Here is a 26,831-nt window from a genome sequence, read left to right as displayed (position 1 = left end):
CACTCATGAACGATGCAGCAAGAAATCCCGTCCAGGTTCTGGTCGCCAAGAAAATCCTCACGATGAACCCGGCGCAACCGTACGCCACCCATGTCGCGATTCGCGATGGCAGGATCCTGTCTGTCGGAAGTCGTGACGACGTGAAACAGTGGGGCGATGCGGACATCGACGACACGTTCAAAGACAAAGTGCTGATGCCAGGGTTGGTGGAAGGCCATTGCCATCTGATGGAAGGTGCGATGTGGGACGCGGTTTATGTCGGCTATCACGATCGCCGTGGCCCCGATGGCGTTCGTCGTCCCGGTTTGCAAACCCTCGACGCGGTGATCGACCGGCTCAGGGCCGCCCACGATCTGATGAAGGACGAGCAGGCACCTCTTCTCGCCTGGGGTTTCGATCCGATTTTCTTCGGCACGAAGCGCTTGTCGGTGAAGGAACTCGATACCGTCTGCACCGGGCGGCCCATCGTCGTACTCCATGCCAGCGTGCACCTCATGAACGTCAATTCGTCAATGCTGGCGCTCGCGGGCATTGATAGCGAGACGGACATCGACGGAATCGGCAAGGATGCCGACGGCGAACCGACCGGCGAACTGCAGGAATTCGCCGCCATGTTCCCCGTGTACCGATTGATCGGTGGCGGACTTTCTATTGCGGCCAGCGAGAAGAAGGAAGCCATCTGGAATTTCGGCCGGGTCGCCCAACTGGCTGGTGTCACAACCGCGACCGACCTGGTCAACGACTTCTCTGAACGGGGCAATCAGAACCTGAGAGACATTACGAACGATCCGGCCTACCCACTTAGGATCGTTCCCGCATTTGCGCCGCAGCGCTGCCCCAAAGGCGGCCCGCAGCGCGTGTTGTCGGCTATCGGCGACAACACGGACAAGCTGCGCTTCGGGCCGGTCAAATTCATCGTTGACGGATCGATTCAGGGCTTCACCGCCCGCCTCAAGTGGCCCGGATATCTGAACGGCAAACCGAATGGACTGTGGCTGATTCCGCCAAGCCAGTTCGTCGATGTATTTTCGCCGTTCCATGAAGCCGGGCTGCAACTGCATATTCATACGAACGGCGATGAGGCAACCGAACTGGTCCTCGATGCGCTCGAAAAAATTCTCGACAGCCACCCTCGCCACGATCACCGGCATACGCTGCAGCACTGCCAGATGGCCGACGCAAGTCAGCTCGCACGAGCGGCGAAACTGGGTCTGTGCATCAATTTCTTCTCGAACCATCTCTACTACTGGGGCGATGCGCACTATGAGCAGACCATGGGCGCCGATCGGGCGAATCGCATGGACGCCGCTGAATCGGCGCGGCGCCTGGGTATTGCGTTCGCCTTTCATTCCGATGCGCCAATCACGCCATTGAATCCCTTGTTCACGGCGTGGTGTGCTTCGCAACGCGAGACATCTTCGGGGCGAGTGCTGGGCGCAAGCGAGCGTGTTCCAGTGGCGGACGCGTTGCGGGCAATCACACTGGGTGCGGCCTATACGCTCAAGATGGAGCATCTTGTTGGCAGTATCGAGGTGGGCAAGTTCGCCGACTTCGCCGTCCTGGAGGATGATCCAGGTGAGGTCGCGCCCGAGCGGTTGAAGGATCTGCAAGTGTGGGGAACCGTGCTCGGTGGCCGCATCTTCCAGGGGCCGGCAGGATGACAGCAAGCGGCGTCAGGAAGCCAATTCCGCTGATCGTCGTCGGTGGCTATCTGGGCGCGGGCAAGACGACGCTGCTCAATCATGTGCTGGCGAATGCCGGACAGCGCCGCATCACCGTGCTCGTCAACGACTTTGGTGCGATCAATATCGATGCTGCCCTGATCAGGGAGCGCACTGACGATGTCATCAACCTGGAGAACGGTTGCGTCTGCTGTTCGATTGGCGGGCGGCTCGTCGACGCATTACTCGCGATCAGCAACCGGCCCGATCCGCCCGACTTCCTGATTATCGAGGCGAGCGGCGTATCGGATCCCGTGCGCATCGCGCAGATTGGACTGCTCGATCGCGCGTACCGCTTGTATGGAATCATCGTTGCGGTGGATTTGGCGTGCATCACGCAGACACTGCTGGACCCGTATGTAGGCGATATTGCGCGGCAACAGGTCGCCGGGGCGACAGCAATACTCCTGACCAAAACAGACTTGATCGACGAGCAGAAAAAAGCCGTTATTGTCGCGGAACTAGCGACGGTGGCTCACACCGGGATCATGCTGGAAACGACTAACGGCGCGGTTCCCCTCGAACTCTTCTTCGATGACAACATCACGGGCCAGCCTCGCGTCGGCCGGCCGCGCCCGCTGACCGATTCAAACCCGACACTGCCGGTGGACTTCTGCAGCTTTCTCTTTCGAACCGACACACCCCTGGATCGCAAGAAGCTCAAGGACGCATTGCGAAGTGTGTCCGGTCAACTATTGCGAGCGAAAGGCCTGATCCTGCTGAAAGGTGAAGCCGGGACACAAGAGCTTCATGTGGCGGGTGGCCGAATCCTTATCACACGATTTCCCGGAGCAGTCGTCACGGAGTCCGTGATCGTTCTTATCGGCATCTTCGACAATGAAACAAAACAGGCAACGCTCGACGTGCTCACTGCAGCAACATCGACGCCACGCTGACGCCAGAGATTGCCGCTTAACGACGCCGACGGATCAGTCGAACCGCAGCGAGCATTGGCCAGGCTTCCAAGCTAAGCGCGCGCAAGTCGCGCATAAGTCGTTCCGCGCGCTCTGATCATGGCTTCTCATCGCGCCTGAAATACAACTGATAGAGCATCCGTTGCCCCATCCGGCGGAACGGCGCGAACGGGTGGCCGGGTAACGGCGACGTGAAAATCGGCAATGTGTGCTTCCCTCCCTTCCCTGCTATCTGCTCGGCCAACCGCCGGCCCGCCTGCTGCGAATACGATACGCCGTTGCCACCGTAACCCAGCGCGTAATAGACCGATTGCTTCGGATCCGGCTGACAGATGCGCGGCATCATGTCGTGAGCGACATCGACCCAGCCCCACCACGAGTAATCAATCGCAACGCCGCGCAACGCGGGGAACTTGCGAACCATGCCTTCCACGAGCAAGTCGTAGTGGCGAGAATTCGGCGCATCGGCGCCTGTGATTGCGCTGCGGCTGCCAATCTGCAGCCGGTTGTCCGGCAAGAAGCGGTAGTAGAAGCGCAGGGTACGCGTGTCGGTTAGCACCTGTGTCGTGCGGAAGTTGCATGCTGCAATTTCCTGCTGCGTGAGCGGGCGCGTCACCATCGAATTGGACAGGATCGGCATGACACGGCTCGTCAACGACGGATGAAGATCAGGGGCCGTATAGGCACCCGTCGCAATGCCAACCGATCGCGCCCGCACAATGCCACCAGGCGTACGCAGATGGTGGACCCCGTTGATGGTTTCCCACCCGATCACCGGACTTGCAGGATGCACCCGTGCTCCCGCCTCGCGGGCAAGCCGCAAGTAGCCGAATGCGAGCTTCAACGCATGGATACCGATGCCCTCGGGTTCATGGAGCGCGCCGGCCGCTTCAGCGTCGTTCACATACTCGCGACGAAACGTTTCCTGATCGAGCAACTCGGACGGGTAACCGAAAACGCTCTTCCATACCTTCGCCTCGGCGGCGAGCTTTTCCATCATACGAGGACGATGCGCAATCAGGAAGTGACCACCCGGCTGCGGATCGCAATCGATTTCGGCCACCAGCGACTTGAAATTCTGAAAACCTTCCAGGATCTCATCGTGCATTTTCAGGGCGACATCTTTGCCCCATCGCTCGATCCATTGGGAACGCGACAGGCGCCCGGAAGCGTTCTGTCCTTGACCACCGTTGCGACTGCTGCAGCCCCAGCTCGTCTTGTTGGCCTCGAGTACTACTGCCTTGATGCCATGCTCGCGTGCCAGGCACAGCGCCGTGGCGAGGCCTGTGTAACCCCCGCCGATGATCGCCACGTCCACGTCGATGTCCTGGGTGATCGGCCCGTCGTCGGGCGGCGGAGCGCCGGCAGTGGCGACCCAGTAGGTAGGTGCATATTGCTTGCCATGACCCGGGCCGGGGGAAACCAGCGGGTCGTACATAGGATCGTATTGCGTAGCGCTGCTTCGTTCAGCAGACACGCTCGGCGCAACCCGTTCGATTGCACTGTGCTCCATTCGACACTCCTCGTCGGGATCAAAAGTTCTGCTTTGGACGTTCATTGAGGAACGCACGTTGGAAGGCCATGAGTCGTAGCGAAACTCGAAGCGCTGGCACCCTTCTGCTTCGAGGCGTTCGCTATAGGGATCTGTGCTCTACAAGCCTGATGACGTCGCCCCGACCGCCGATTCACTTGTGAAGATTGTAGAAAGACCACGTAGCCGACGGTAGGTCCAGTCAGTTGCTTTCGTTTGGTGCAAGCGAGGAGGTGGGGATGGTCAGAAAGATGTGTTGCGCAAGGGGGGCGAGCTGTTGGCGAGCTGTTTTGCGATGTGCGCAGAACCGACGGGTTACTGATTCATTCGGCTCACCTCAACTGCGTTGATACGCTGCGCGACTTCTATCGGGTTTCTGCCGCATATCGGCACCTGGGTAAAACGCAATTTAACGGCGACACGGTTTGAGACGCGAGCCACAACCGTCAATTGGACTACCTGGTCATCTGTTTGCCGCAGACAATAGCCGGATGAGAGACCGGGAAAATTGCCGGAGCAAACCCTTCGCAATCTAAGCTTTCGGTCAGAAAGCGCTAGCGAGAGTCCGGGACAATGCGCTCGCCTCTTCGGAGGACCTGACATTGGTGAATCCGGTCAACAGTCCTTGTTTTGATGCTGCTCCGGCGTACCAGGTCGACAACGCCTGCACCGATAGTCCAAGGCGTCGCGCGCGCAAAGCAATCGCACCATCATCCAACCCGTTTTCGAGCATTGCAAGAAGATGCATGCCGCCGGCTTGCAAACGAATTTGCGCACGCTTACCCAATGCTGCACTCAGCGCATCCGCGAGCATCGCCCGGCGATCCGCGTAGACGCTCCGCATTTTAGTAATATGCCGTGCGAAATAGCCTTCTTCGATGAACCTTGTCAGGGTCGCCTGAAGCAAACGCGGACACTGATTCTGCATCCGATCAGCGGTTTCAACGAACCGGGCTACCTGCTCTTGCGGCACTACCAAATACGATAGACGCAACCCCGGCGCGAGCACCTTGCTAAAGGTGCCCGTGTACAGCACTCTCCCTGGCCCGCCTGTATCAAGACTTTTCAACGCAGGAAGTGGCCGCCCTCGATACCGGTATTCACTGTCGTAATCATCCTCAATGATCCAGCGGTCACCCGCTCTCGCCCAATCCAGTAATGCGTATCTGCGTGAAAGGGATAACGACACGCCCAGCGGACTTTGGTGACTGGGAGTAACCAACGCAAAACGCGCATTTGCGTCCATTGTGATACCGGCCTCGACATCCAGACCGTCGTCATCGACTGGGACCGCCAGCAATTTCATTCCCGCATTGCTCAGGAAGCGCCGCGCCATGAGATAGCCGGGATCTTCAAACCAGCATGCATCTCCACTGCGCAATACACTGCGACAGATCAAATCCAGGCTCGCACGATATCCGGCACAAATAAAAACCTGATCCGGCGAGCAGGCAACGCCTCGCGATACGCCCAAGTACCCGGCAATGGCCGCACGCAGCGGCGGATGACCCCGGGGATCGGGATAAATCAGGTCGTGAAGACCGCTTTGTCGCATCTCACGCGCCGCCAGGCGGTTCCAGACCTTGCTTGGGAAAGCATCCAGCGCGGGAAGGCCAATCTGCAGAGGCAGCGGCATCGAACCGGTATGTTCCGACCACGGCACGGTCTCCGGCACGACGACGGCCCGCCCACCCGACTCGGGCAATTTGATCTGTGGTGAGACCACCGTACCGGCCGGCCCACGGGCGATCAGATAGCCCTCACCGATCAAGAGCTGATAAGCCGATTCAACAGTCCCGCGTGCCAGATTCAATTCCGACGCCAGTCCCCGCACCGATGGCACGCGGTCTCCCGGTTTCAACACCCCGTCCGCAATGGATTGGCGAATACGCAGATAGATCTGGCGATAAAGCGGGCCGTCTGTCGCGGCATTGATGGGGCTGAATGGCAAAGTCATGTCTCACTCGTCGCGTTACTCTTCATGTTACTCGTCATGTCCCACTCGAATTCACGTTTCTTGGCTCTACAGTGTATGACATCAATCGCTTAAAGTGCGTCAACGATGACAAACAAAGAGGTACAGCGATGACACCGGCCACGAAACTTCGAGAATTGGACAACCCTATGCTGCAGCGGGCAGGCTTCTCGCTGATGCGCGAACTGCGCCCTCACCTGACCGACGAGGCCGCGTTCGGCGAACAGATCGCACGTCAGTACGCGCACGGATACCGGCTGCTTGGCGCATATATGGGCGAGCGAATCGTGGGCCTGATCGGTTATCGCGCAATGGAAAACACGCTGTATGGCCGCTTCGTCTATGTCGACGATCTGGTCGTCGACACCGGCGAGCGTCAGCAAGGACTCGGTGCAATCCTGATCACGGCGGTGCGCAACGAAGCGACACGCCTCGCATGTCAGCATCTTGTCCTGGATACCGGCCTGCATATGGCATTGGCACAGCGCTTTTATTTCCGTCAGGGCTTGTTGGCGCGCGGCATGCATTTTGTCCAGCCGTTGACGCAACACCAGCGGGATGCGAAATGAACAAAATAAACGACTTTCTATTCTTGAGCGCGAGCCCGAATCAGCAAGCTTCGCACGCATACCGTTTTGCCGATGCGTTGCTCAAAACGCTTGGCGAAAGACACCCGGCAATGAGCGTGAATCGACGCGACCTCGCGGCGAATCCACTGCCGCCGCTGAGCGCCGCATACGGGGCGGCGCTGACCAAACGCACCCCCTTCGATGACCCCGCCTTTCGGCAATCGGAGCAGTTGATCGATGAGTTGGAGCAGAGCCGCCACCTCTTGATTGCCACCCCGATGCATAACTTCACCGTGCCGGCAACGCTGAAGTTGTGGATCGATCACGTGCTTCGGATTGGACGCTCTTTTTCGTCGGGGCCCGAAGGCAAGGTCGGCCTGTTAGCTGATCGTCCTACCTACATCATCGTGAGTTCCGGCGGATTTCATCACGGGCCGCAAGCGCGACAACCTGATTGTTTGTCCGACTACTTGAAACTTGTACTGCGGACAATCGGCATTGGTAACACTCACTTCGTCTATCTGCAGGGGCTGGTGGGTGGTGCAGAGGCGGTGAGCTCCGCATTCTCCAGCGCGCGCCAGCAGTTATCGCAAACGCCACTCTTTGCCACGGTCGAACCAGAGTCGACCCCGTCTGTGCCATCGGCATGAACTTTTTGCCTCACGTCTTTTCGCGCTTTTCTACCAGCTTTTTTTACCACCTTTTCTACTATTCAAGAGTCCGATCATGAGCCAACTTCGCCTTCCTTTTACGACACTATCTCCGGCCGCGTACCACGGGCTCCTCGCGACAAGCAAGGCACTTTCCGAAAGCAGCCTCGGTCTGCCAATGGTCGAACTGGTTTATCTACGCATCTCGCAGATTAATGGTTGTGCATTCTGTCTCGACAAACATTCGTCGACGCTGCGGGACTCCGGTGTCGCACAACGCAAACTCGATCAACTCGCGGGTTGGCGTGTCAGCGAACTGTTCGACGCACGGGAACGCGCCGCGCTCGCATGGGCAGAGACGTTGACGCACGTCGACGAACAAGGCGCTCCCGACGAACGCTACGCCCCGCTGAAGGCACTTTTCTCCGATGCAGAAATCTCGGATTTGACATTGGCCATCGCGTTGATGAATGCGTTCAATCGTCTCGCTATTGGCATGCTGCTGTAGGCATTGCGATTGTCCCCGTACGAGTTTCGAACGGCTCCGCTCGGCAAATGTGCCGTGGAGCCGCCGCGGGTACTACCTGTACAGGTGGCGACAGCGGGCCTACGTCCTCGGCATGAAGGACCCGCGTCATGCCGCTGTGCCTCACTCCTTCTGGGCGGTCAACTTGTCCTGTGTCCTGGTTTCGAAATCGGCGGCGTCATGGCGCTCGTGAAGTTGACTGGAAAGCTCGCCGAAAACCCGGTTGACCATCCGTCCACGCCGCACGGCCGGGCGCTCGCCTATCGCATCGGCCCAGCGCTGAACATGTTTGTAGTCGTGTACGGCCAGAAACTCCGCCGCCTCGTATAGCCAACCTTTTACCAAGCCACCATACCAAGGCCAGATTGCCATGTCGGCTATCGTGTACTCGCTGCCAGCCACGTATTCGTTGCCGGTGAGCTGCTTATCGAGCACATCGAGCTGACGCTTCGTTTCCATCGCGAACCGGTCGATGGCATATTCGATCTTAGTCGGCGCGTAGGCATAGAAATGGCCGAAGCCTCCTCCCAGATAGGGCGCGCTTCCCATCTGCCAGAATAACCATGACAGGCATTCGGCCCGCGCGCCCGCTTCCGTCGGCAGGAAAGCGCCAAATTTTTCGGCAAGGTATAGCAAAATCGCGCCGGACTCGAACACCCGGATTGGCTTCGGGCCACTTTGATCCAACAGCGCGGGGATCTTGGAGTTCGGATTCGCTTCGACGAAGCCGCTACCGAACTGCTCACCCTCGCCAATCTTGATCAACCAGGCATCGTACTCCGCACCGCTGTGGCCGAGAGCCAACAACTCCTCCAGCATCGTCGTTACCTTCACGCCGTTCGGTGTCGCCAGTGAGTAGAGCTGGAGTGGATGGCGGCCGACCGGCAGGTCCTTGTCGTGGGTCGGCCCCGATATCGGGCGGTTGATGTTCGCGAAGCGGCCACCACTGGATTGATTCCAGGTCCAAACCTTCGGCGGCACGTAGTCGGAAGAATCGGTCATGCTCAAAGCTCCTTTCGTTTCATGGAATAGGCATCACGAAGCGAGAGTAGCAAATTGACGCCGGGCATGCCGGAACGCCCCTTCCGTCCGGGTCGATTGATTTCGGCCATACATGCAAACGGGTGAAAAGCGGGCGATACCGCGGGTGATACCGCGGGTGATACCGCGGGTGATACCGAATTGCGCCGGGCGCCTATGCGGCGTTCAAGCCCCGGCCAGAGATTGGCTCTTGCCGGACTCTCATCTGCCACTTGGATAGCTGCCGTACGGATCAGCCTGCGGTGTGCCGTTGAACGATTCGAGATGGTGCTGCGGGTGCCTTCTTGACTACCTGTGCAGATCCAGTCGCTGAAGGACGCGGCGCCGTTCGACGCGGGCCTGTGCCCTCTTGGGCGGCTGCTGGCGCCGCCGCCCAGGATGGTTTAATGACAGCGGGTTTGCCAGTGGCCATGCACCTTCACTTTGTGGCATACGCGATGGTGATGATCTTCCGCAAAAGCGGATGAAAAGGCGCCAAGGGTAAGAGCGGCGGTGATGACGGCGAGAATAGTCTTTTTCATATGAAGATATGACGTAGAAAGGGAATTGGAATCCTAGCAGCATTAGATTACAGTACCCCGAATTGCGCGCTGCGGCGACACGCACCAAACGTGCAGGGATCATTCGCGGCAAAGACCGCGGTCGGCGGTCGCTTCAACTTCAACGGATGCAATGCCGCCTTGAGCTTCGACGACGATCGGCATCATGCATGCCGCACGATTGCGGCATGGGGGTGGCCGCCGATCTCGCGGTAGCGGGTTTCGACGATTCCGATTGGACCGATGCGGTCGCGCTCGCCTCACTACCATGTTTCAGCGCTGCGATGAGACCGACCGGATGGCAGCGACACCGGTCAAGCGAAAAACCGATTTCGCAACGGGAGAAACCGAGACGATCCGGCTGACCCCGACCTTCACGACCACGACTGCTTTTTAACCGACGTCCCACAGAGCGACGGGCTCATACTTCAAGCTGCTCGAGCACTCGCCCTTTCGTCTCGACGCCCAGAAGATGAACTGCTATTGCGGCCAGCATCGGCACGATTGCGAGCAGGTACAAAGCCGTATCGAGATGACCACCGACAAGCGTTTTTCCGACCATCGCGGGAGCGAGGATGGCGGCCAGCTTTAACCACGCACCGGCTACGCCGCAACCGAACGCGCGGATGCTGGTCGGATACAACTCGGGCGTATAGACGTAGGCGGTGATGAACCCGCACGACATAAAACCGATCGCAAATGCGCAGCACGTCGCGACTACATATACAGACTCGTTGTGAAACACGCCGGCGAGCGCCAGTGAAACGGCACACAACACGAACGCCACGTTGATGACCGGCTTACGGCCCACCCTGTCCACTATCAGCGCACAGATCACGGACCCCACCACGCCGAGGAGCGACGCCGCCACGGCCAGATTCAACGCCAGTTGCAAGGGTGAGTGATAGACGGTCTTGTAGATTGTCGGCAGCCAGGTCGACAGACCATACTGGATCACGCCGCAGGTCATCCACAGCAACGCAACCGCGATCGTCCGCTTGATATAAGCAGCTCCGAAGACATCACGTGCACGGCGCTTGGGGTGACGATGCGCCATTGCGTCGAACTCGATCGTGGCCGACAGGGGCGGCAACGATCCCTTGACCGTGGCTTCGAACGCCTTGAGCGCGTGATCGGCATCGTGCATACGATCTTTCGATGCGAGCCAGCGCGGCGATTCAGGAACAATCTTGCGCAACGCGAAGAACAGCAGCAAAGGCACACCGCCAATGATATACATCACCTCCCAGCCAAAACGCGGCACGATCCAGGCACCCAGTGCATTCGATGCCAGCAAGCCGATCGGGAACACGATTTCATAGAGCAAAACGAAACGTCCCCGGCCGTGAGCGCGCGTGATCTCGTTGATATAGGTTGCAGCAACCGGTAATTCACCACCTAGTCCCAGCCCTTGCGCAATCCTCAGCGCGACAAAAATGGCGAACGTCGGTGCGAATCCGCAGGCAATGCTCGTAACGCCGATGATCCCGGAGCTCCATGCAATCGAGCGAACGCGACCGAAACGTTCGGCCAGCGCCGGAAAGAGGAATGCCCCGATCAACTGACCAATCGAACCCGAAGCAATCAGGAATCCGATCTGTCCGGGCGTAAGACCCCACTTCTGGATCAGCAGTGGCAGCGTGGTCGCGATGGTGATGACGTCGAAGCCATCGAAGAAAGTCGCAGCACCGATCAGGAAGCGCGCGCGTACCTGCATCGGGTTGGTCGGCAGACGCTCGATCCGCGCGATGATCGATCCGGCGGTAAGCGCCCCCGAGGCACTCGCCCCGCCCTGCGCTGCAATCGTATTGCCAAACGTTCTCATGTCTGTACCTCGTCCTCGTATGCCGTCCATGGAGTTAAGCAAGCGCTTTGGCCGTGTCGGCCAGGGTCGCGACGTCAATCGCACGACCCTGGCTCATCCACTTGCGCGCGAGCTTCAGGTCACGCGGCATGTTGATCGAAATCACGCCGCGAATGACGCCCGCTTCCAGAAAGAAAAGACTCGCGCGGCGAGCGTTCAAGTCGCCACGTATGACCGGTTCGATGCCTGCGGGAATGTCGCCGAGGATCTGCAGGTTCACGTCGTATTGATCGGACCAGAACCACGGGATTTCCGCGTAGGGTTCGCGTTTGCCCATCAGCGCGCGTGCGGTTGCTATCGCCTGGTTTTGCGCGTTGGCCCATGATTCAAGCCTCACGCGACGCTTGAGCCACGCGTTCGGATGGTTCGAGACATCGCCGCAAGCAAAGATGAACGGGTCTGAGCTCGCGCCGAATTCATCGACCTTGATGCCGTCGTCCACGACGAGTCCGGCCTCTTGTGCGAGTGCCGTGTGGGGCGTAAGTCCAATCCCCGCGACTGCGAAATCCGCATCGAGCGTGCTGCCATCCGCGAACGTGGCGCGTATGCCTTGCTCGTGATCGTCCAGCGCGACGAGCGATGCATCGAGCCTTACATCGACCCCATTCGATCGATGCAACGCCAGCAGGAAATCCGACACGCTGTTCGGCAACGAACGGCCGCAAAGACGCGACGCGCCCTCGATGACGACGGCTTGCACGCCGAGCTTGCGCGCTGTTGCCGCCACTTCCAATCCGATCCAGCCGCCGCCGATCACGAGCACACGCTCGCTCTTGCGAAGTCTCGCGCCAAGCGACACGGCGTCGTCGAGCGTGCGCAGATACTTGATATGCGATGTCTTCACGAGCGATTCCGGCAAGCGCCGCGCGGCGCCGCCGGTCGCGATCACCAGCCGGTCATACCGCACCTCCCTGCCCTGCGACGTACGCACGACCCGCTGCTCGCGATCGATCGACATCGCGCAATCCGGCTGCCATGTTTCCACATTCAGCGCCGCAAAGTCATCCGATGACACCAGCCGAACGCTATTGATATCGGCATCGCCGGAGAGCACCGCCTTTGAAAGCGGCGGGCGCTCGTAGGGCAAATGAATCTCGTCAGCAATCATCACAAGGCGCCCCGTGAAACCCTCTTTGCGCAGCGTCTTGACGATCCATCCTGCCGCCTGACCGCCGCCGATCACCACGACCGTATGCGGCTCGCCCAATGCCAGATCGTCAGCCATTTTTTCGCTCCGTCATGAACTTCCCTTCGGGCGCCTTCGCGTTCTTTTGCCGGCGCGTGTTGCCGTCGAGACCACCGTCGACGGCCCATTCCGCGAACACGGTTGGGCCGGGTTCGAAATCACGCGGTTGCCAGTCGGGCGTGAGCACGTCTTCGTCGGCGTAATACTCGATCAAGCCGCCAGCCGGATTCTGGAAGTACCAGAAGTACGCCGATGACACCGGATGCCTGCCTGGCCCGAGTTGCGTCGTCCAGCCGCATCGGCTGATATGCAGGCCGCCGCCGAACACTTCATGAATATCGCGCACGGTGAACGCGACGTGATTCAGGCCGCGGCGGCCGTCGGGGAGTTGCAGCAGGAACAGGTCGTGATGACCGCCGTGCGGCGCGCAACGCATGAACGCGCCGCGCCCCGGATAGCGATCCGACGTCTCGAAGCCAAGCAGGTCGTGATAGAACTTTTCCTGTTCGGCTACGCAATTCGTGAAAAACACGACATGACCGACTTCAATGGGTTCCGCGCGTTCATACACGGGACTCGGCGTATTGATGCGCAGATCCTGACCCCACACATTCGAGGGCGAGCCCTTGATATCAAGCGTGCGCTTGCGCGTGACTTCGACACGGATAGCCATGCCGTTCGGGTCGGTGCAACCTACCGCACCGCTGGTTTCAAAGTGGCCCGGCTGAGCTGCGAACTTCCCGCGCAAAGCATCGAGTTCTGCGGCGGTCGCGACACCCCATGTCACTTCACGCAGCGTCGGGCCAGCCTCGAAAGCGGGCGAGAGCGCCGGGTCGCTTGCGTCGACGAGCATGATCGTGCAGCCGTTCTGCGCTTCAAAACGCGCATGGGTTTCGTCGTGCGCGACTTCTTTCAGGCCCCAGTCGCTGAAGAAGGTCCTGCATGTCGCGAGGTCGGTCACGCCGTAGGTGACCTGTTCAATGCCGAGAATAGTCATGACTCGTTTCCTAGTTGGCCCACGGCAGCGGGGCGTCGTTCATGCCCCAGTAAAGGCTCTTCTGCTGCATGTATTCGCGAATGCCGAGGTGGCCTTTTTCGCGTCCCATGCCGCTGTCCTTCCAGCCGCCGAATGGCGTCGAAATCGAAAATTGCTTGTATGTGTTGATCCAGACGGTGCCGGTTTCAAGCGCCCGCCCCACTCGCCAGGCGCGCTTGTAGTCGTTCGTCCAGATGCCGGCTGCGAGCCCGAAGACGCTGCCGTTGGCTTCGCGCATGAGCGAGGCTTCATCGTCGAAAGGCAGCACGGCGAGGACCGGCCCGAAGATTTCTTCCTGGCAGATGCGCGCTTCGTTTGTCAGCCCGTCGAGAATCGTGGGCGAGTAAAAGAACCCTTGTTCGCGGTTGTCGCCTGCGGGACGTTCACCGCCGCACAACAGCTTGCCGCCTTCTTCCAGTCCGAGCGCCACGTAGCGCTCAACTGATTCCCGATGCTGTCCCGTGATGAGCGGTCCCATCTGGGTGTCCTCGCGCGACGGGTCGCCCACGCGCAGGCGTTTGGCGCCTTGCACCAGCCGCGCGACGAACGTGTCGTAGATCGAGCGCTGCACGAACAGACGCGAACCCGCGATGCAGGATTCGCCCGATGAACTGAAGATGCCGTACAGCACGCCATTCACGGCATGGTCGATATCGGCATCCGCGAAAACGATGGTCGGTGACTTGCCGCCCAGTTCCAGCGAGACCGGCATCAGCTTGTCCGCGGCCAACCGCGCGATCCCACGTCCCACCTCAGTCCCGCCGGTGAACGCGATCTTCCTGACCAGCGGATGGCGCACCAGCGCGTCACCGACGATCGATCCCTTGCCCGGCAGGACGCTCAGCACGCCCTTCGGCACGCCGGCTTCCTCGCAGAGTCGGGCAAGCGCCAGTGAAGCCAGTGGCGTCACCTCAGCGGGCTTCAAAACGACTGCGTTGCCTGCGGCCAGGGCTGGTGCAAGTTTTTGCGCATCGGAAGCGATGGGCGAATTCCACGGCGTGATAGCGGCGACGACGCCGAGCGGTTCATGCACGCTCATCGTCATGAAGTCACCGCGCGAAGGCGTGAGCGACTCTTCAAGCGTCTCGACGCACGCCGCGAAGTAGCGAAACGTGTTGGCCGCGCTCGTGACCAGTCCGCGCGTCTCGGTGATCGGCTTGCCGTTGTCGCGGCGTTGCAGTTGCGCGAGCGCTTCATGGCGCGCGGTGATCAGGTCGGCAATGCGATGCAGGACGGCCGCGCGCTGATGCGGTTTCAACCCCGCCCAGTTCGACTTGCGCCACGCCGCATCGGCCGCTTCGACGGCCTCGCGGGCGTCATCCGCATTGGCGGCGCTGATCTCGGCGTTGATCGACTGGTCGGCCGGGTACAGGCTCGCGTAAGGCGTGCCGCGGCCGGCGCGCCATTCGCCGCCGATCAGGATGTCGCTCGATACGAGAAGACTGGATTCTGCGGAGTTCATTAAAGTGTCCTTCAGATCATTCAAATCACGCAACGTGCTGCACGGTTGCGCAAAGCACGAATCGCGCTGAACGCGGTCAGCGCGGACGTCTTGGGATTGTCAGGAAGCGGCTTGCCGCACATTTCCAGCGACATCTCGCCGAATGCGCCCCGCGCCACGATTCGATGCACGTTGCGCACCACACGCGGGTCCGCAATGAGCCGCACGATGGTCCGGTCGAGACCGAGACCCGCCAGCGCAATGGTCGCCGCGACATTCGCGTTCCTCGGATAGAGACGCGCCGCATCACGCGCACTGCCTTCGAAAATCACCCGCTCATCGGCCAGGCTCAGCAGATCGAACAACTCTTCTGCCGGCGTGCCGAGCCAGCCTGAGGGCGGTTTGCGTCCCGTGTACAGGACTTCATCGAGGCCGCCTTCGCGAGCGGCAGCCAGCGCATCGACGCCACCTATCGCGCCGGACAACAGCGTCAGCGTGGCCTCGCCTTCGTCGGCGGCGCTCGACAACGCGTCGAGTAGCTGCCCATCCGACAAAGCACCAATCGATGCCACCGCGCAGTCCGTCCCCGCTTTCAGCAGCGGCACCACGTGATCGAGCAGCGCGCCGTGTCCCGCGCATTCCAGCGCGAACTGCGGACGGCAGCTGAGCGCATCGACGGACGACACGACATCGACGTCCCGGCCGACCGCCGCGCGCACCTCGTCCGCGTGGCGCGACGGCACAATCACGTGCGACACGCGCACCATCGGATCAAACGCCATCGCGCGATACACCGCCGAGCCGATCGCGCCAAAGCCGATCATCGCGACATCGACGGGTACGGTGTGGCCGTTGGCGTCACGCATATTCGGGCTCCTTCGGCTCTTCCTTCTTCACCGGCGGACCTGCGAATGCGGTGGCAAACGAGCCGACGGACACCATGTCCACCTCGATCATCACCGGCCCGGTTTTCTCGTAACCTTGACGGATGATTTCTTCGGCACGATCCAGTGAGGTAATGCGGTGATGCGTCATGCCGAAGCTCGCGCAGAACTGTGCGAAGTCCGGCTGATGCAGATCCACGAACATGCGCCGGCCGCCGTATTGCGCGTCCTGGATGTTGCGGATCACGCCATAGCACTGGTCGTTCATCAGGACGATCATCACGTTCGCATCTTCCTGCACGGCGGTCACGAGTTCGCCGACGTTCACCATCAAGCCACCGTCACCGACGAGACATACCGTCTTCTTCGCCGGGTGCGCCAACGCTGCGCCGATCGCCATCTGCATCCCCTGACCGATGCCACCACCGAGTGCATGCACGCCCGCGCGCGGCTCGAAGACCTTCAGAACGCGATTGCCCCACGTGCTGTTGGAAATCGTGACATCGCGCACCCAGTTGTAATCGCGGCCAATCACCCGTTGCAGCGACTCCACGAGGCGCTTGTAGGGGCCCAGGCCCTTCGCCACATCGGCTGTCGCGATCTCGCGCGCGGCCACCAGATCGCCAGCGAATGACGGATCGATTTTCACGCGGCCTTCGAGCCGCGTCGCGAGTTCATCGAGGATGGAGAGCGAATCGCCATGCACGAACAGTTCGTTCCGATAGCCCCGGTTGTCAGCACACGCATCAGCATCAATCCGATACAACGGCTTAGGCAACGCCAGCTTGTACTTGAGCGTCTCATTGCCACGCAGGCGCGAACCGACGACAAGCATGGCGTCGCAGGTCTTGTAGAAGCTTTCCACGGCCGGGTGCACGTTGAACGCGCCGAGCGTGGCCGAGTGATCTTCAGGCACCACGCCGCGTCCCTGCACGCTCGTCACCACGCCAAACCCGAGCGCCACGAGCCGGTCCACGGCGGCACGTGCGTGCCGCGTACCGCCGCCAAGCCACAACAATGGACGCTTCGCGCGCATCAGCGCCTGCGCCAGTTGTTCGACACGCGCGCTGTCATGCGTAAGCGTGCTCACGTGAGGCGCGGCGAGATCGGCCGGCCATTCAATTTCAGCCGCCTGGATATCGATGGGGATCTCGACGCTCACCGGCCCGCTCGGCGCGGTGAACGCGACGCGCACGGCCTCACGCACGGTGGCGAGCGCCGTCTCGACCGAGCGCACGCGAAACGCCGCCTTGGAGATCGATGCCAGCATGGAAAGCTGATCGGGCGCTTCGTGAATGTAAGCCAGGTCCTGATCGAGAAATTGCGTCTCGATCTGGCCGGTGATATGCAGCAGCGCCGTGCCTGCCGTCAGCGCTTCGACCATCGCACCGGCAGCGTTGCCGGCCGCCGTTCCCGTCGACGTGAACGCGACGCCGAGGCCGCCGGAGACACGCGCGAGGCCATCGGCCATGTTCAGCGCGCCTGCTTCGCCGCGTGCGCCGACGTAGCGAATCTTGCCGCGCGTACCAATGGCATCGAGGATCGGCATGTTGTGGATCGAGATCACGCCAAAGGCCGTGCGAACGTCGCATTGTTCGAGAAAAGCGGCGATCACTTCGCCAACGGTAGTGGTGTTAGACATGACGAGCAAAACCTCCGGAAACATCGATATGGCTTCCTGTCGTATAAGACGACAGGTTCGTGGCCAGATAAAAGAGTGCCTGCGCCGCTTCTTCGGGACGTCCGAAGCGGCCAAGCGGAATGTTTTTCTTGCGCGCCAGTTCAGCCGACCATGCTTCCCAGCTCTGGGCGTCCTGCGCCTGCGCCGCGTGCCGGCGGCGCCATTGACCCGACTCCACGATGCCGATCAGGATCGAATTGACGCGAATGCGCTGCGGCGCGAGTTCGGTGGCGAGCGACTTGACGAGACTCAGCACCCCGGCACGTGCCGACGATGTCGCGACCATATGCGGCTCGGGCTGCAGCGCGAGCAGCGAATTCACGCAGACAATTGACGGCGCGGGTGCGTCGCGCAGCATCGGCAGGAACGCGCGGGTCGGACGAATGATGCTGAAATACTTGAGGTCGAGTTCATCGCGCCAGGCTTCGTCGGTGGTATCGGCGAAAGTGGACACGCGGCCCTGCCCCGCGTTGTTCAGCAGCATGTCGACACGGCCGAATCGCTCAGAGACCGTCGCTGCAAATGCTTCGACATCCTTTGCATCGAGTACGTCGCATTGCACGCCGAGCAATTGGGCATCGGCGAACTGACTGGTCAATTGCGCTTTCGCGGCTTCGAGCCGCGTGGCGTCACGTCCGCAAATTGCGACCGATGCCCCGGCGCGCAGGAACAGTTCCGCTGTCGCCAGGCCGATGCCCGACGAGCCGCCGGTAATCACGGCCACCTGGCCGGTGAGGTCGATCTGGATCATGATTTCAGTCCTAGCGATTTCAGATATTGGCTTTGCGCGCCCGGCCGGTAGTTCAGGCGCGAAGACAGTTCGGCCGCAGCATGGCGCACCTTGTCCACCAGGCCGGTATCCAGCAGCGTTGCATCGATTTCCGGCCGCGGAATCGTGGTCGTGAGCACCGCGACAATGCGCCCCGTGTCGTTGCGCACCGGCGCCGTGACCACGGATATGCCGCGCTCGAACGATGACTGGCTGATCGCATAACCGCGCTCGGCATCGGCTCGAACCATGTCGTACAGCGCCTCGACCGTTTCCGGCGTGAGCCGCGTAAAACGCTCGAGCACGGGCTCGGGATACAACGCGCGCAGCTCATCGAGGGAAAGATCTCCCATCAGCACGTGACCGTGCGTGGTCGCGTGGGCAGGCAACCGCGTACCGACATTGACCTTCACCGAACTGAAGATCGGCTCCTGGCTTTGAGCCTTCGCCACGAACACGACATCGCGGCCATCGCGAATCAGGATGTGGCTCGTGAGCCCGGTCGAGGTGCGCAAGGCTTCGATGATCGGCAAGCCGAGATCGGTCAACTCCAGCGAGCTGAGATACTCGAAACCCAGCCGCAACACCGCAACGCCCAGTCTGTAGTTGCGATCCTTGTCCGCCCGTTCCAGGAAACCGAGCGACTCAAGCGTCTGTAATAGCCGGAACACGGTGGTGCGCGGAATCTTCAGGCGTTTCGATAATTCCGGCGCGCCGAGCACCGGCTCGCGCGGTGAAAACTCGGCCAGGATCTTCAAGCCGCGCTCGAGTCCCGGCACGATGTAGTTGCCATCATCCTTGTCAGCGTCGTCAGCTATCCTGGCGAGGGTTCCGAGTGTCATTGCATGGCTCCCTTACTCTGCTTGCACTGTGCGGCGAAGGCCTCGATCAAGGCGCTATAGCGCACTGGCGCTTCGATGTAGCCTGCATGACCCGCACCGGGAATCACTTGCAGGTTGACGTTGGCTGCCTTCGCTATCAGTTCGCAGGCAGCGGGCGGCGTGATCGTGTCTTCAGCACCGACCGCCACAGCTACGCGGCCTTTGAAGTGCGTCAGGTCAGACGCCAAGTCCGCGTTGGCGAGAAGATGCGTCGCCTGCGAGTAGCCGGCCGGGTCTATGCGCGCCATGATCGAGCGCACCCACTCCCTCGCGTCTTCACCGGCACCGGCCGACAGCATGTTCGCGCTGCGCTTATCAGCCAAGCCCTGCGGCCCGAGTTCGGCGAGCATCGCAAGCCGCGCATCACGCTTCTCCTCACGCACGTGCGCCGGTGCCGCGCCGTATCCTCCCGCCGGCGACAACAGCAGCAGTCCCGCTACCCGCGCCGCCTGACGGATCGCAAACGAACCCGCGATGAGTGAGCCGAGCGAATGGCCCACGAGCACGCAACGTTCGATCTCGAGTGCATCGAGCCAGTCGCTCAGCGCGTCTGCATAGTCGGATGCCACTGGCGATACAGGCTCAACGTGCGTCGACTGTCCATACCCTGGCGCGTCCCACGCAAGTACCGGATGGTTTTCCCCCAACGTCTCCAACTGGCGTACCCAGGAGGCGGCACCCGAGCCAATACCATGCAGCATTACGATCGGCATGGTGAGCAGGTGCCTGTCACCTGCCCTGCGATAACCGATCGTGCGTCGCGCGGTATCGACGCGTTGCTCGGGGAAACGAACAAGCGCGTCAGCGTGAGCAAGTGTGAAAGCGGGCGTGAAAGCGGGCGATGTCATCGGCTTAGCGCTTAAGCCGTGCCAGCGGGGAATCGGGCGGATACGTCGGCGTGATCGGCTTGGCCGCGCCGAGCATCACGCACATGAGCGCGTCTTCGTCGCCAATATTGATTTCCGTGCGATACACGCCCGGCGGCACCGAGATCAGGTCACGCTCGCCGACCACCGTCTCCCACGACTCGCCGTCCTTCTCGCACACCACTTTCATCTTTCCGCGAATCACGAAGAAAATCTCTTCGACATCCATATGAATGTGGCTCGGACCGATGTTGCCCGCCGGAATGACCATGGTGGAGAAAGTAAAGCCACCGGCCGGAACTGTGTTCACATCCTTCGCCACACCCGTGCCACCCGTGCCGACATAACGCATCTGCGCCCGGCGATACTTCGGGTCGTAATCCGCCTGGAACTTCAGTGCGTCCCAGTCATACTTACGCGTTTCAAGACGCGCGACGCGTGTGTCCATCCATTGGGCGAAGCTCGTTTCTTCCGGCTGTTCCCACGACTTGCGTTCGATATCCGCATCGGCCATTGATTGCTCCTTCAACACGTTGAGTTTGTTACTGCTTGAGTGACTGAATCAGTTCATGACGAAGCCGCCGTTCACCGGCAATAGCTGGCCAGTGACGAAGCGTGCTGCATCGGACAAGAGAAACAGGACGGGACCGTTGACATCATCGGGAACCTGCGCACGATTGAGCGCGCGTCCCAACCGGTAATACTCGTGGCGTTCAGCCGGCACGTAGGCGGTCGCTTCGACTTCGGTCAAACCGGGTGCAATGGAATTCACCGTGATGCCATGGGCACCGAACTCGCGGGCGAGCGAACGGGTCATCGCGATCACGGCGCCCTTGCTCGCCACATACGCGAGCAGTTTCGGCGCGCCCCACAGGGCAGTATCGGACGCAATATTCACGATGCTGCCCCGCCCTGAGTCACGAAGATGCGGCATGGCCGCAACGCTCATGAGCCAGGTTCCGCGAACGTTGACGCTCATGACCGCGTCCCAAGTCGTGGTGCTCAGTTCGCCGGCGGCCTTGCCGCCCGAATTCGTGATCGCCGCATTATTGATAAGCCCATCGATACCGCCCATCAACTCCGCGCTCGTCGCAACGCACGCCAGAATGCTCGCCGGATCGTTCAGATCGAGCGACACGAAGTCCACGTGATGGCCTCCTTCGTTCAGCGTCTTCGCAAGCGCCCCGCCTTCGTCTTCCAGCACGTCGCCAAACGCCACCCGAGCGCCCGCTTGAGCCAGCGATGTGACGAACGCCGCGCCCAATCCGCGCGCGCCGCCGGTGACAAGAATGCGGCGTCCGGCGAGCGCGTCACGCATGACCATGCTCCGGCTGTTGGGCTTTTAGCGCATCGAGCGCGGCAAGATGTTGTTGCGCGCGTTGCTTGAACAGGCGGCGCACGCGCGTCATGCCGACATCGTGCTGATACAGGAACTCGTGGTCGCGCGCATTCGGCGCCATGCTTTCGAGGACGTATCGATCCTGTTCCAGCACCGCCCAGTGCAGGCCTTCGAGACGATTGCGATACATGAATTTCCATGCATCACGCTGCCAGCCCGAGACCTTGCGGGTGCGCCAGAAATAAACCTGGCAATGGTTGTCATCGACAGGAACGGCGAAGCCGATGATTCCAAAGTTGCCGCCCGGACCAAACTTCTTCTTGTATGGAATCGCCAGGCGCATCCACAGGCAACCCGTTTCACCGATCTCGACCCAGTCGAAATTCACGTCGCGCTGGCCGACCTTTTCGAACATCAAGCCGGTGTCCGTCTTGCGCACGCGCATGTCGGCCTGCTTGTCGCCGTCGGCCATGGAATGGGACGTGGCGTGCAGGTAGGCGCCATGCATCGGATCCATGACGTTGTCGATTGCGTACTGGTAATTGCACTTCCAGTTCGACATGCACAGGAAGCTCGCGTACTCCTCGCCGACCAGTTCTTCCGGCAATTGAAGCGGTGCCGGTTCCTTGTTCGCGTCGTCGCCGAACCAGAGAAAGATCGCACCCGCGTGTTCTTGTGCCGGGTACGATTTCACGCATGTCTGCCCTTCGAGCGGACAAGCGGAGACAGCCGGCACCTTCTGCACAGTGCCGCTGCCATCCACCTCGATGCCGTGATACCAACATGCCACGCTGCCGCCGAGGTTCCATCCGAGTGACAGACGCGCGCCGCGATGCGGGCAACGATCTTCAAGCGCATGAATGTGGCCGACGTTGTCGCGCCACAGCACGATCTGATCGCCTAGCCGCGTCAGACCGATCGGCGCATTCGCCACTTGCCAGCTCGGCGCGACGGGGTACCAGTAATTACGCAAGCCGCGATCGAGATATGCCTGAACCGGTTCGATCTCAACGTTGGCGTTGTTTGTATTGGGGGAAGTCATTCGCTGCTCCTGATATCGGTTGATGCGGCGTTCAATCGGCCAGCGTGCGGAACTCGGCGGCGAGCCGCTCTCCGGTCCACGCAGCACCCTCGGGCGTGCGAAAGCCGATACCGTTCAAGCCGTTGGCAACCTGATCGAGCTCGACCGCGCCGGTATCGAACACGCGTTCGAGCGCGTCGCCGAAGTCGTTTTCGTATTGCGTCGGCTCAGCCTTGCGCGTTTGCCAGATAAAGTTTTCGGTCTCGCCCGGCTTTTCAATCACGCCTTTGCCGGCCACGTTGTTCGGCTGCGGCGCAAGCCACGGCTTGAGCGAGGGATTGAAGTTGACGGTTGCTTCGCGAGGAGCGTCATTCGTTGCCATGTCATTCCACCTTGATCTGGATTTCTTCGCCGGCGAGTCGAACCGCGTAGGTCTTCAAGTCGCGGCCACCGGGCTCTTTCAGGCACTTGCCCGTCGGAATATGAAAAACGGCTTCGTGTAATGGACATTCGACCATGTCGCCATCGACAAAACCTTGCGTCAGCAGCGCATAAGCATGCGGACACACGTTCTCAAGCGCGTACAACTCGTCGCCCACGCGATAGATACCGACCTCCGCGCCGCCCTCGATCTTGTATTCGATCGGAGAGTCCTCCGACAGATCACCGGCATGTCCGGCGCAACGCCATTGCTCAGCCATTGCTCACTACCTCCGGGATTTTATTTGTTCCACATACGGAACGTTGATTTACATGTGGTCATTATAGAAGCGGTTTCTCGCTGATCAAAAAGAAAAATCACGTTCTCAGTGAAAACACTGATTGGACCGAAGAATGGAAAATTCACCGCGCTTGCAGACCGCGCACGCTTACCGAGCTTCTTCTTTCAAAACAGTCAGTTACCGCTCATTTTGGTGCCTGAGCAGTTCGCCTCGTCACAATTTCCGAATCGCACGAATTTATTTTTTCCCAGCTTGAAAACTCAATATACTCTCCATAGGCAAGACGTTGATCCATAGATGGAACAAACCGATTGGTCATCGACTTGAGGGAAACGGGAATGTGCTGCGGGAGTTATCGGCGCTCGCGAATCAATCAAACAATTAGGAGAACGTAAGGTGAAACACATCATCGCGGCGGGGTTGATCGGGGCCGGCGTTGCATCGGGCGCGTGGGCGCAAAGCACCGTGACGCTGTACGGCAGCCTGGATGCCGGGGTTGCGTACATCAGCAACAGCGGCGGCCATGCCAAATGGATGGAAGAGCAAGGCAACATGCAGCCGGACCGCTGGGGTATTCGCGCAGTCGAGGATCTGGGTGGCGGGCTCAAGTCGATCGTGCAATTGGAGAACGGCTTCTACACGAACACCGGCACCTTTGCGAAGGCCGGTGTGGAGTGGAACCGGCAGGCTTTCGTGGGCCTCAGTTCTGACCAGTTCGGCACGCTCACCTTAGGCCATCAAACGCCGTTTTCGTTTGACTACCTCGGGCCGCTGTCGACGGCGTATCAAGCGGCAAGCTGGTATGCGATGCATCCGGGCAATATCGATGAGCTCGCGGACACCGGCGTGGTTCCCTACGACAACTCGGTGAAGTTCACCTCGGCGAACTATCACGGGCTCACCTTCGGCGCGATGATGGGTCTGGGCAACACGACCAACTTCTCCACGGGCAAGTCAGATGGCTTCGGCGTGAGTTACGCGAACGGACCCTTCACTGCGGCCGCGACCTATTCGAATGAACATAACCGCACGGTCTCCGTCTCGACGCTTGGGCTTGCGACCTTTCAGAATCAGCCGGCGGCGACCTATACCGCCGATAAGGTCGAGAACATGGGCGCAGGGGTTTCCTACACGATCGGCAACGTGGTAACGCACGCGTTGTACACGCGCGTGAAGCTGGAATCGAATGGCATGTCCAACCTATTCCAAAGCTACGATGCGGGCGCGACGTGGAAGATGGTGCCGGATAACTGGATCTCGGGCGGTGCAGCCACAACAACATTCGCAGGCGCTCGTTATACGCAGTTCGAGATTGGTGACATCTATCTGCTCTCGAAGATGACGCAGGTGTATGTGAATGCGTTGTACGAGCGCGCCAGCTCGGGGGCAAATGCGGCGCTGTTCACGGCGGGTGTATCGAGCAATCGCAATCAGGTCGCATTGCTCGCCGGCATCCATCACTCGTTCTAAGCCGGTGGCAAGAGGCGTCGCGCATCTACGCGACGCGAGCCTTTCAATCCGTTTTTTCAGTGCGGCGTGCGGCCAGCTTCGCGGTGGGATCATCGTCATGGGGCCGGTATCCCATTCGCATCGATAATTCGATCGCCGCGCCACACACGGCGGCAATCAAGTCCTCCTTCTCACGCGCCGTTCCGATTTCCGAACGCGGCACCGTGACCGTCACCGCGGCGACTATGCCGCCTGAGCGTTCGCGCACCGGCGCAGTCACCACCGAGATTCCCCGCTCGAACGCCCCCTCGCTCGATCCATATCCCTGCGACGCGCACATGCGCACCCGCTCTTCCAGTTCGCTTACCGTGCCCGGTGTCCGGTCCGTGAACTGCTCAAGACGTTTTTCCGGATAAAGCGCACGGAGGTGCGGCAAATCAAGGTCGCCCATCAGCACGTGCCCGTGCGTGGTTGCATGCGCAGGAAAACGCGTGCCGACATGCACCCTCACCGAGCTGAACATGGCGTCGTGACTCTGCGCCTTGGCGACGAACACAACATCACGCTGATCGCGGATAAGCAAGTGGGCATTCAGGCCGGTTGCGTCCCGAAGACGTTCTAGGATCGGCGCCGCGAAGTCGGTCAGCTCGAGCGAACTAAGGTACTCGAATCCAAGCCGCAGCACCGCAACGCCCAGCCTGAAATTGCGATCGTCATTGACTCGCTCCAGGAAACCAAGCGATTCGAGCGTCTGGAGCAAGCGGAATGTCGTGGTACGCGGAATGCCAATACGCTTCGATAATTCCGGCGCACCCAGGATCGGCTCGCGGGCAGAAAACTCCGCAAGGATTCGCAAGCCGCGCTCGAGGCCTGGGACCAGATAGGACGCGCCGGCGGCGCTGTCCTCAGTGCTTTCGGCAGCGTCGCTCTGCCCGTCAGGAGCCGACGTTTTTTCGGTGGTGGGTTGTTTGGGCATACCGTCTTAATCGGAATCTAGTCGGCAACTATCATAACCGACGCGATTGTCTTGATCGGTCGAGCGCTGCATGTGTGATAAGCAACCCGGGGTTCGTCGGTTGACTGGAATAGGAACACATTCCGTAACCCCGCATTCTATACGCGCGAATGGCGTTTTTTAACAGGACATTTACGCTCGATCCGATAGGCTTCGTTTGATCCAATTTAATGGAACACGAAGCAAATCATCATGAAGATCGAAGATGTCTTAACACGCATCCACGCGGGCCAAGCATCGCGCCCCGCAGCGGTTTCAAACGCCGTGAACCATCTGAATTCCTCGCGTGCAGCCGGTTGCCGCGCGCAGCGGAGTTGAGCATGGTGTCTGGAATATGGTTGCCTATTGTCACGCCGTTCAAGGACGGACAAGTCGACGTCGACGCGCTCCAGCGCTTGGCCGAACGCTATCTGAGCCAGGAGATCAGTGGTTTCGTCGCGCTGGGTACGACCGGCGAAGCGGCGCTGCTCGATCATAGCGAGCGGCTCAAGGTCCTGCGCTCCTTGTTCGAGGTGGTCGGGACACGCCTGACGGTGGTAGTCGGTGTCGGTGGTACCAATACGCGCGACATGGTGCAGGAAATCCGCGAACTGGACCGCTGGGATATCGGCGGATATCTGGTTTCAGCTCCTGCCTACGTTTGCCCTGATCAAAACGGTATCCGCTGGCACTTCGACGAAATTGCGCGCGCTACCGAGCGGCCCGTCATTTTGTACGACGTGCCGCATCGCACCGGTGTCTCCATCGAGACGAGCACGGTTGAGCGCCTCATCGAACGCGCCAATATTGTCGCCATCAAGGCGTGCGTACCGGCGACTTTCCAAAAGCTCTGCCAATTGCCGATCAGCGTACTGTGCGGCAACGACGATGCCTATGTCGACTGCCTGATCGCAGGCGGATCGGGCGGCATCCTGACGAGCGCCCATCTTTTCGCCGATATTCTTGCCGAGATCCACGAACGCGTTTTATCGGCGAGAACGGACGACGCTGTTGTGTTTTTCGAAGCGCTCAAGCCAGTGATCAAACTCTTGTTCAGCGCTCCGAATCCAGCGGGCGTGAAGGCAGCACTGGCGATCGACGGCGCGATTGGAAGCGAGACGCGCTTGCCGATCATGGAAGCGTCGGTCACGCTCAAAGAGCAGCTCCGGATCGCACTCGACACCTGCAACCGGCAGCTCGCCGTCATGGCCTGAACGCGGCCTTCTCCCCTT

At 60.3% G+C, this 26,831-nt stretch carries 25 protein-coding genes; 7 read left to right on the top strand and 18 right to left on the bottom strand.

Annotated elements, in window-relative coordinates:
* Positions 1-5: 5 nt before the first annotated feature.
* On the top strand, positions 6-1,661 hold the full coding sequence (locus BSU04_RS05315; RefSeq protein WP_089159612.1) for an amidohydrolase: 1,656 nt from the start codon (positions 6-8) through the stop codon (positions 1,659-1,661).
* Entirely contained in the window at positions 1,658-2,617 is a 960-nt protein-coding gene (locus tag BSU04_RS05310; protein WP_089159611.1) for a CobW family GTP-binding protein, read from the top strand. Before BSU04_RS05315 ends, BSU04_RS05310 begins: the two co-directional genes overlap by 4 nt.
* Before the next feature lie 115 nt (positions 2,618-2,732).
* Here BSU04_RS05310 and BSU04_RS05305 read toward each other — a convergent pair whose 3' ends face one another.
* A complete protein-coding gene (locus tag BSU04_RS05305) occupies positions 2,733-4,148 on the bottom strand; it encodes an NAD(P)/FAD-dependent oxidoreductase (RefSeq protein ID WP_089159610.1) in 1,416 nt (471 codons plus the stop codon).
* 562 nt (positions 4,149-4,710) lie between these two features.
* Positions 4,711-6,123: a MocR-like pyridoxine biosynthesis transcription factor PdxR gene (gene pdxR / locus BSU04_RS05300; RefSeq protein WP_089159609.1), complete on the bottom strand. Its 1,413-nt coding sequence runs from the start codon at positions 6,121-6,123 to the stop codon at positions 4,711-4,713.
* Positions 6,124-6,251: 128 nt separating this feature from the next.
* Between pdxR and BSU04_RS05295 the strand changes: the two genes are divergently transcribed.
* From BSU04_RS05295 to BSU04_RS05285, 3 genes are all read left to right on the top strand, one after another.
* Positions 6,252-6,710, top strand: a complete 459-nt coding sequence (locus BSU04_RS05295; RefSeq protein WP_089159608.1) for a GNAT family N-acetyltransferase — start codon at positions 6,252-6,254, stop codon at positions 6,708-6,710.
* Entirely contained in the window at positions 6,707-7,360 is a 654-nt protein-coding gene (locus tag BSU04_RS05290; RefSeq protein WP_218827236.1) for an FMN-dependent NADH-azoreductase, read from the top strand. Before BSU04_RS05295 ends, BSU04_RS05290 begins: the two co-directional genes overlap by 4 nt.
* Positions 7,361-7,436: 76 nt before the next feature.
* Positions 7,437-7,868 (top strand): carboxymuconolactone decarboxylase family protein, encoded by a 432-nt coding sequence (locus tag BSU04_RS05285; protein WP_089159607.1) that lies wholly within the window; start codon positions 7,437-7,439, stop codon positions 7,866-7,868.
* A 141-nt stretch (positions 7,869-8,009) separates the two neighbouring features.
* Here BSU04_RS05285 and yghU read toward each other — a convergent pair whose 3' ends face one another.
* The 15 genes from yghU to BSU04_RS05210 form a co-directional block, all read right to left on the bottom strand.
* Complete coding sequence (yghU, locus tag BSU04_RS05280) at positions 8,010-8,888, bottom strand: glutathione-dependent disulfide-bond oxidoreductase (protein WP_089159606.1); 879 nt, start codon at positions 8,886-8,888, stop codon at positions 8,010-8,012.
* Between the two features lie 999 nt (positions 8,889-9,887).
* Positions 9,888-11,291: an MFS transporter gene (locus BSU04_RS05275; protein WP_089159605.1), complete on the bottom strand. Its 1,404-nt coding sequence runs from the start codon at positions 11,289-11,291 to the stop codon at positions 9,888-9,890.
* Positions 11,292-11,325: 34 nt separating this feature from the next.
* A complete protein-coding gene (locus tag BSU04_RS05270) occupies positions 11,326-12,555 on the bottom strand; it encodes an NAD(P)/FAD-dependent oxidoreductase (RefSeq protein WP_179258210.1) in 1,230 nt (409 codons plus the stop codon).
* Positions 12,548-13,513, bottom strand: coding sequence for a VOC family protein (locus BSU04_RS05265; protein ID WP_089159604.1), 966 nt, complete (start codon positions 13,511-13,513; stop codon positions 12,548-12,550). The genes BSU04_RS05270 and BSU04_RS05265 overlap by 8 nt, the downstream gene beginning before the upstream one ends.
* 10 nt (positions 13,514-13,523) lie before the next feature.
* Positions 13,524-15,014, bottom strand: a complete 1,491-nt coding sequence (locus BSU04_RS05260) for an aldehyde dehydrogenase (RefSeq protein ID WP_089159603.1) — start codon at positions 15,012-15,014, stop codon at positions 13,524-13,526.
* 20 nt (positions 15,015-15,034) lie between these two features.
* Entirely contained in the window at positions 15,035-15,859 is an 825-nt protein-coding gene (locus tag BSU04_RS05255) for an aspartate dehydrogenase (protein WP_089159602.1), read from the bottom strand.
* Positions 15,852-17,519: a thiamine pyrophosphate-binding protein gene (locus BSU04_RS05250; protein WP_089159637.1), complete on the bottom strand. Its 1,668-nt coding sequence runs from the start codon at positions 17,517-17,519 to the stop codon at positions 15,852-15,854. The genes BSU04_RS05255 and BSU04_RS05250 overlap by 8 nt, the downstream gene beginning before the upstream one ends.
* Positions 17,512-18,309 carry an SDR family oxidoreductase gene (locus tag BSU04_RS05245; RefSeq protein ID WP_089159601.1) on the bottom strand — a complete coding sequence of 266 codons (798 nt, stop codon included), beginning with the start codon at positions 18,307-18,309 and terminating at the stop codon, positions 17,512-17,514. The genes BSU04_RS05250 and BSU04_RS05245 overlap by 8 nt, the downstream gene beginning before the upstream one ends.
* Positions 18,306-19,169 (bottom strand): IclR family transcriptional regulator, encoded by an 864-nt coding sequence (locus tag BSU04_RS05240; RefSeq protein ID WP_089159600.1) that lies wholly within the window; start codon positions 19,167-19,169, stop codon positions 18,306-18,308. The genes BSU04_RS05245 and BSU04_RS05240 overlap by 4 nt, the downstream gene beginning before the upstream one ends.
* The gene (locus BSU04_RS05235; RefSeq protein ID WP_089159599.1) at positions 19,166-20,056 is read right to left on the bottom strand and encodes an alpha/beta fold hydrolase; all 891 of its coding nucleotides are present in this window, start codon (positions 20,054-20,056) and stop codon (positions 19,166-19,168) included. Before BSU04_RS05235 ends, BSU04_RS05240 begins: the two co-directional genes overlap by 4 nt.
* Positions 20,057-20,060: 4 nt before the next feature.
* On the bottom strand, positions 20,061-20,588 hold the full coding sequence (locus tag BSU04_RS05230) for a cupin domain-containing protein (RefSeq protein ID WP_089159598.1): 528 nt from the start codon (positions 20,586-20,588) through the stop codon (positions 20,061-20,063).
* Between the two features lie 48 nt (positions 20,589-20,636).
* Positions 20,637-21,392 carry an SDR family oxidoreductase gene (locus tag BSU04_RS05225; protein ID WP_089159597.1) on the bottom strand — a complete coding sequence of 252 codons (756 nt, stop codon included), beginning with the start codon at positions 21,390-21,392 and terminating at the stop codon, positions 20,637-20,639.
* Complete coding sequence (locus BSU04_RS05220) at positions 21,385-22,455, bottom strand: aromatic ring-hydroxylating oxygenase subunit alpha (RefSeq protein ID WP_089159596.1); 1,071 nt, start codon at positions 22,453-22,455, stop codon at positions 21,385-21,387. Before BSU04_RS05220 ends, BSU04_RS05225 begins: the two co-directional genes overlap by 8 nt.
* A gap of 31 nt (positions 22,456-22,486) precedes the next feature.
* Complete coding sequence (locus tag BSU04_RS05215; protein ID WP_089159595.1) at positions 22,487-22,816, bottom strand: recombinase-like helix-turn-helix domain-containing protein; 330 nt, start codon at positions 22,814-22,816, stop codon at positions 22,487-22,489.
* A gap of 1 nt (position 22,817) precedes the next feature.
* Positions 22,818-23,135 carry a non-heme iron oxygenase ferredoxin subunit gene (locus BSU04_RS05210; protein ID WP_089159594.1) on the bottom strand — a complete coding sequence of 106 codons (318 nt, stop codon included), beginning with the start codon at positions 23,133-23,135 and terminating at the stop codon, positions 22,818-22,820.
* A 417-nt stretch (positions 23,136-23,552) separates the two neighbouring features.
* Here BSU04_RS05210 and BSU04_RS05205 point away from each other — a divergent pair, with 417 nt between their 5' ends.
* Positions 23,553-24,626: a porin gene (locus BSU04_RS05205; RefSeq protein ID WP_089159593.1), complete on the top strand. Its 1,074-nt coding sequence runs from the start codon at positions 23,553-23,555 to the stop codon at positions 24,624-24,626.
* Between the two features lie 43 nt (positions 24,627-24,669).
* Here the strand turns inward: BSU04_RS05205 and BSU04_RS05200 are convergent, their stop codons facing one another.
* On the bottom strand, positions 24,670-25,581 hold the full coding sequence (locus BSU04_RS05200; RefSeq protein ID WP_089159592.1) for an IclR family transcriptional regulator: 912 nt from the start codon (positions 25,579-25,581) through the stop codon (positions 24,670-24,672).
* Between the two features lie 359 nt (positions 25,582-25,940).
* Between BSU04_RS05200 and dapA the strand changes: the two genes are divergently transcribed.
* The gene (gene dapA / locus BSU04_RS05195; RefSeq protein WP_089159636.1) at positions 25,941-26,813 is read left to right on the top strand and encodes a 4-hydroxy-tetrahydrodipicolinate synthase; all 873 of its coding nucleotides are present in this window, start codon (positions 25,941-25,943) and stop codon (positions 26,811-26,813) included.
* The last annotated feature ends 18 nt before the right edge of the window (positions 26,814-26,831 follow it).

It is taken from the genome of Caballeronia sordidicola (genome assembly GCF_002220365.1).
In the GTDB taxonomy this organism is placed as follows: Bacteria; Pseudomonadota; Gammaproteobacteria; order Burkholderiales; family Burkholderiaceae; genus Caballeronia; species Caballeronia sordidicola_C.
The sequence above is the reverse complement of the archived record's forward strand: the minus strand, read 5'-3'. Positions and strand labels throughout refer to the sequence as shown.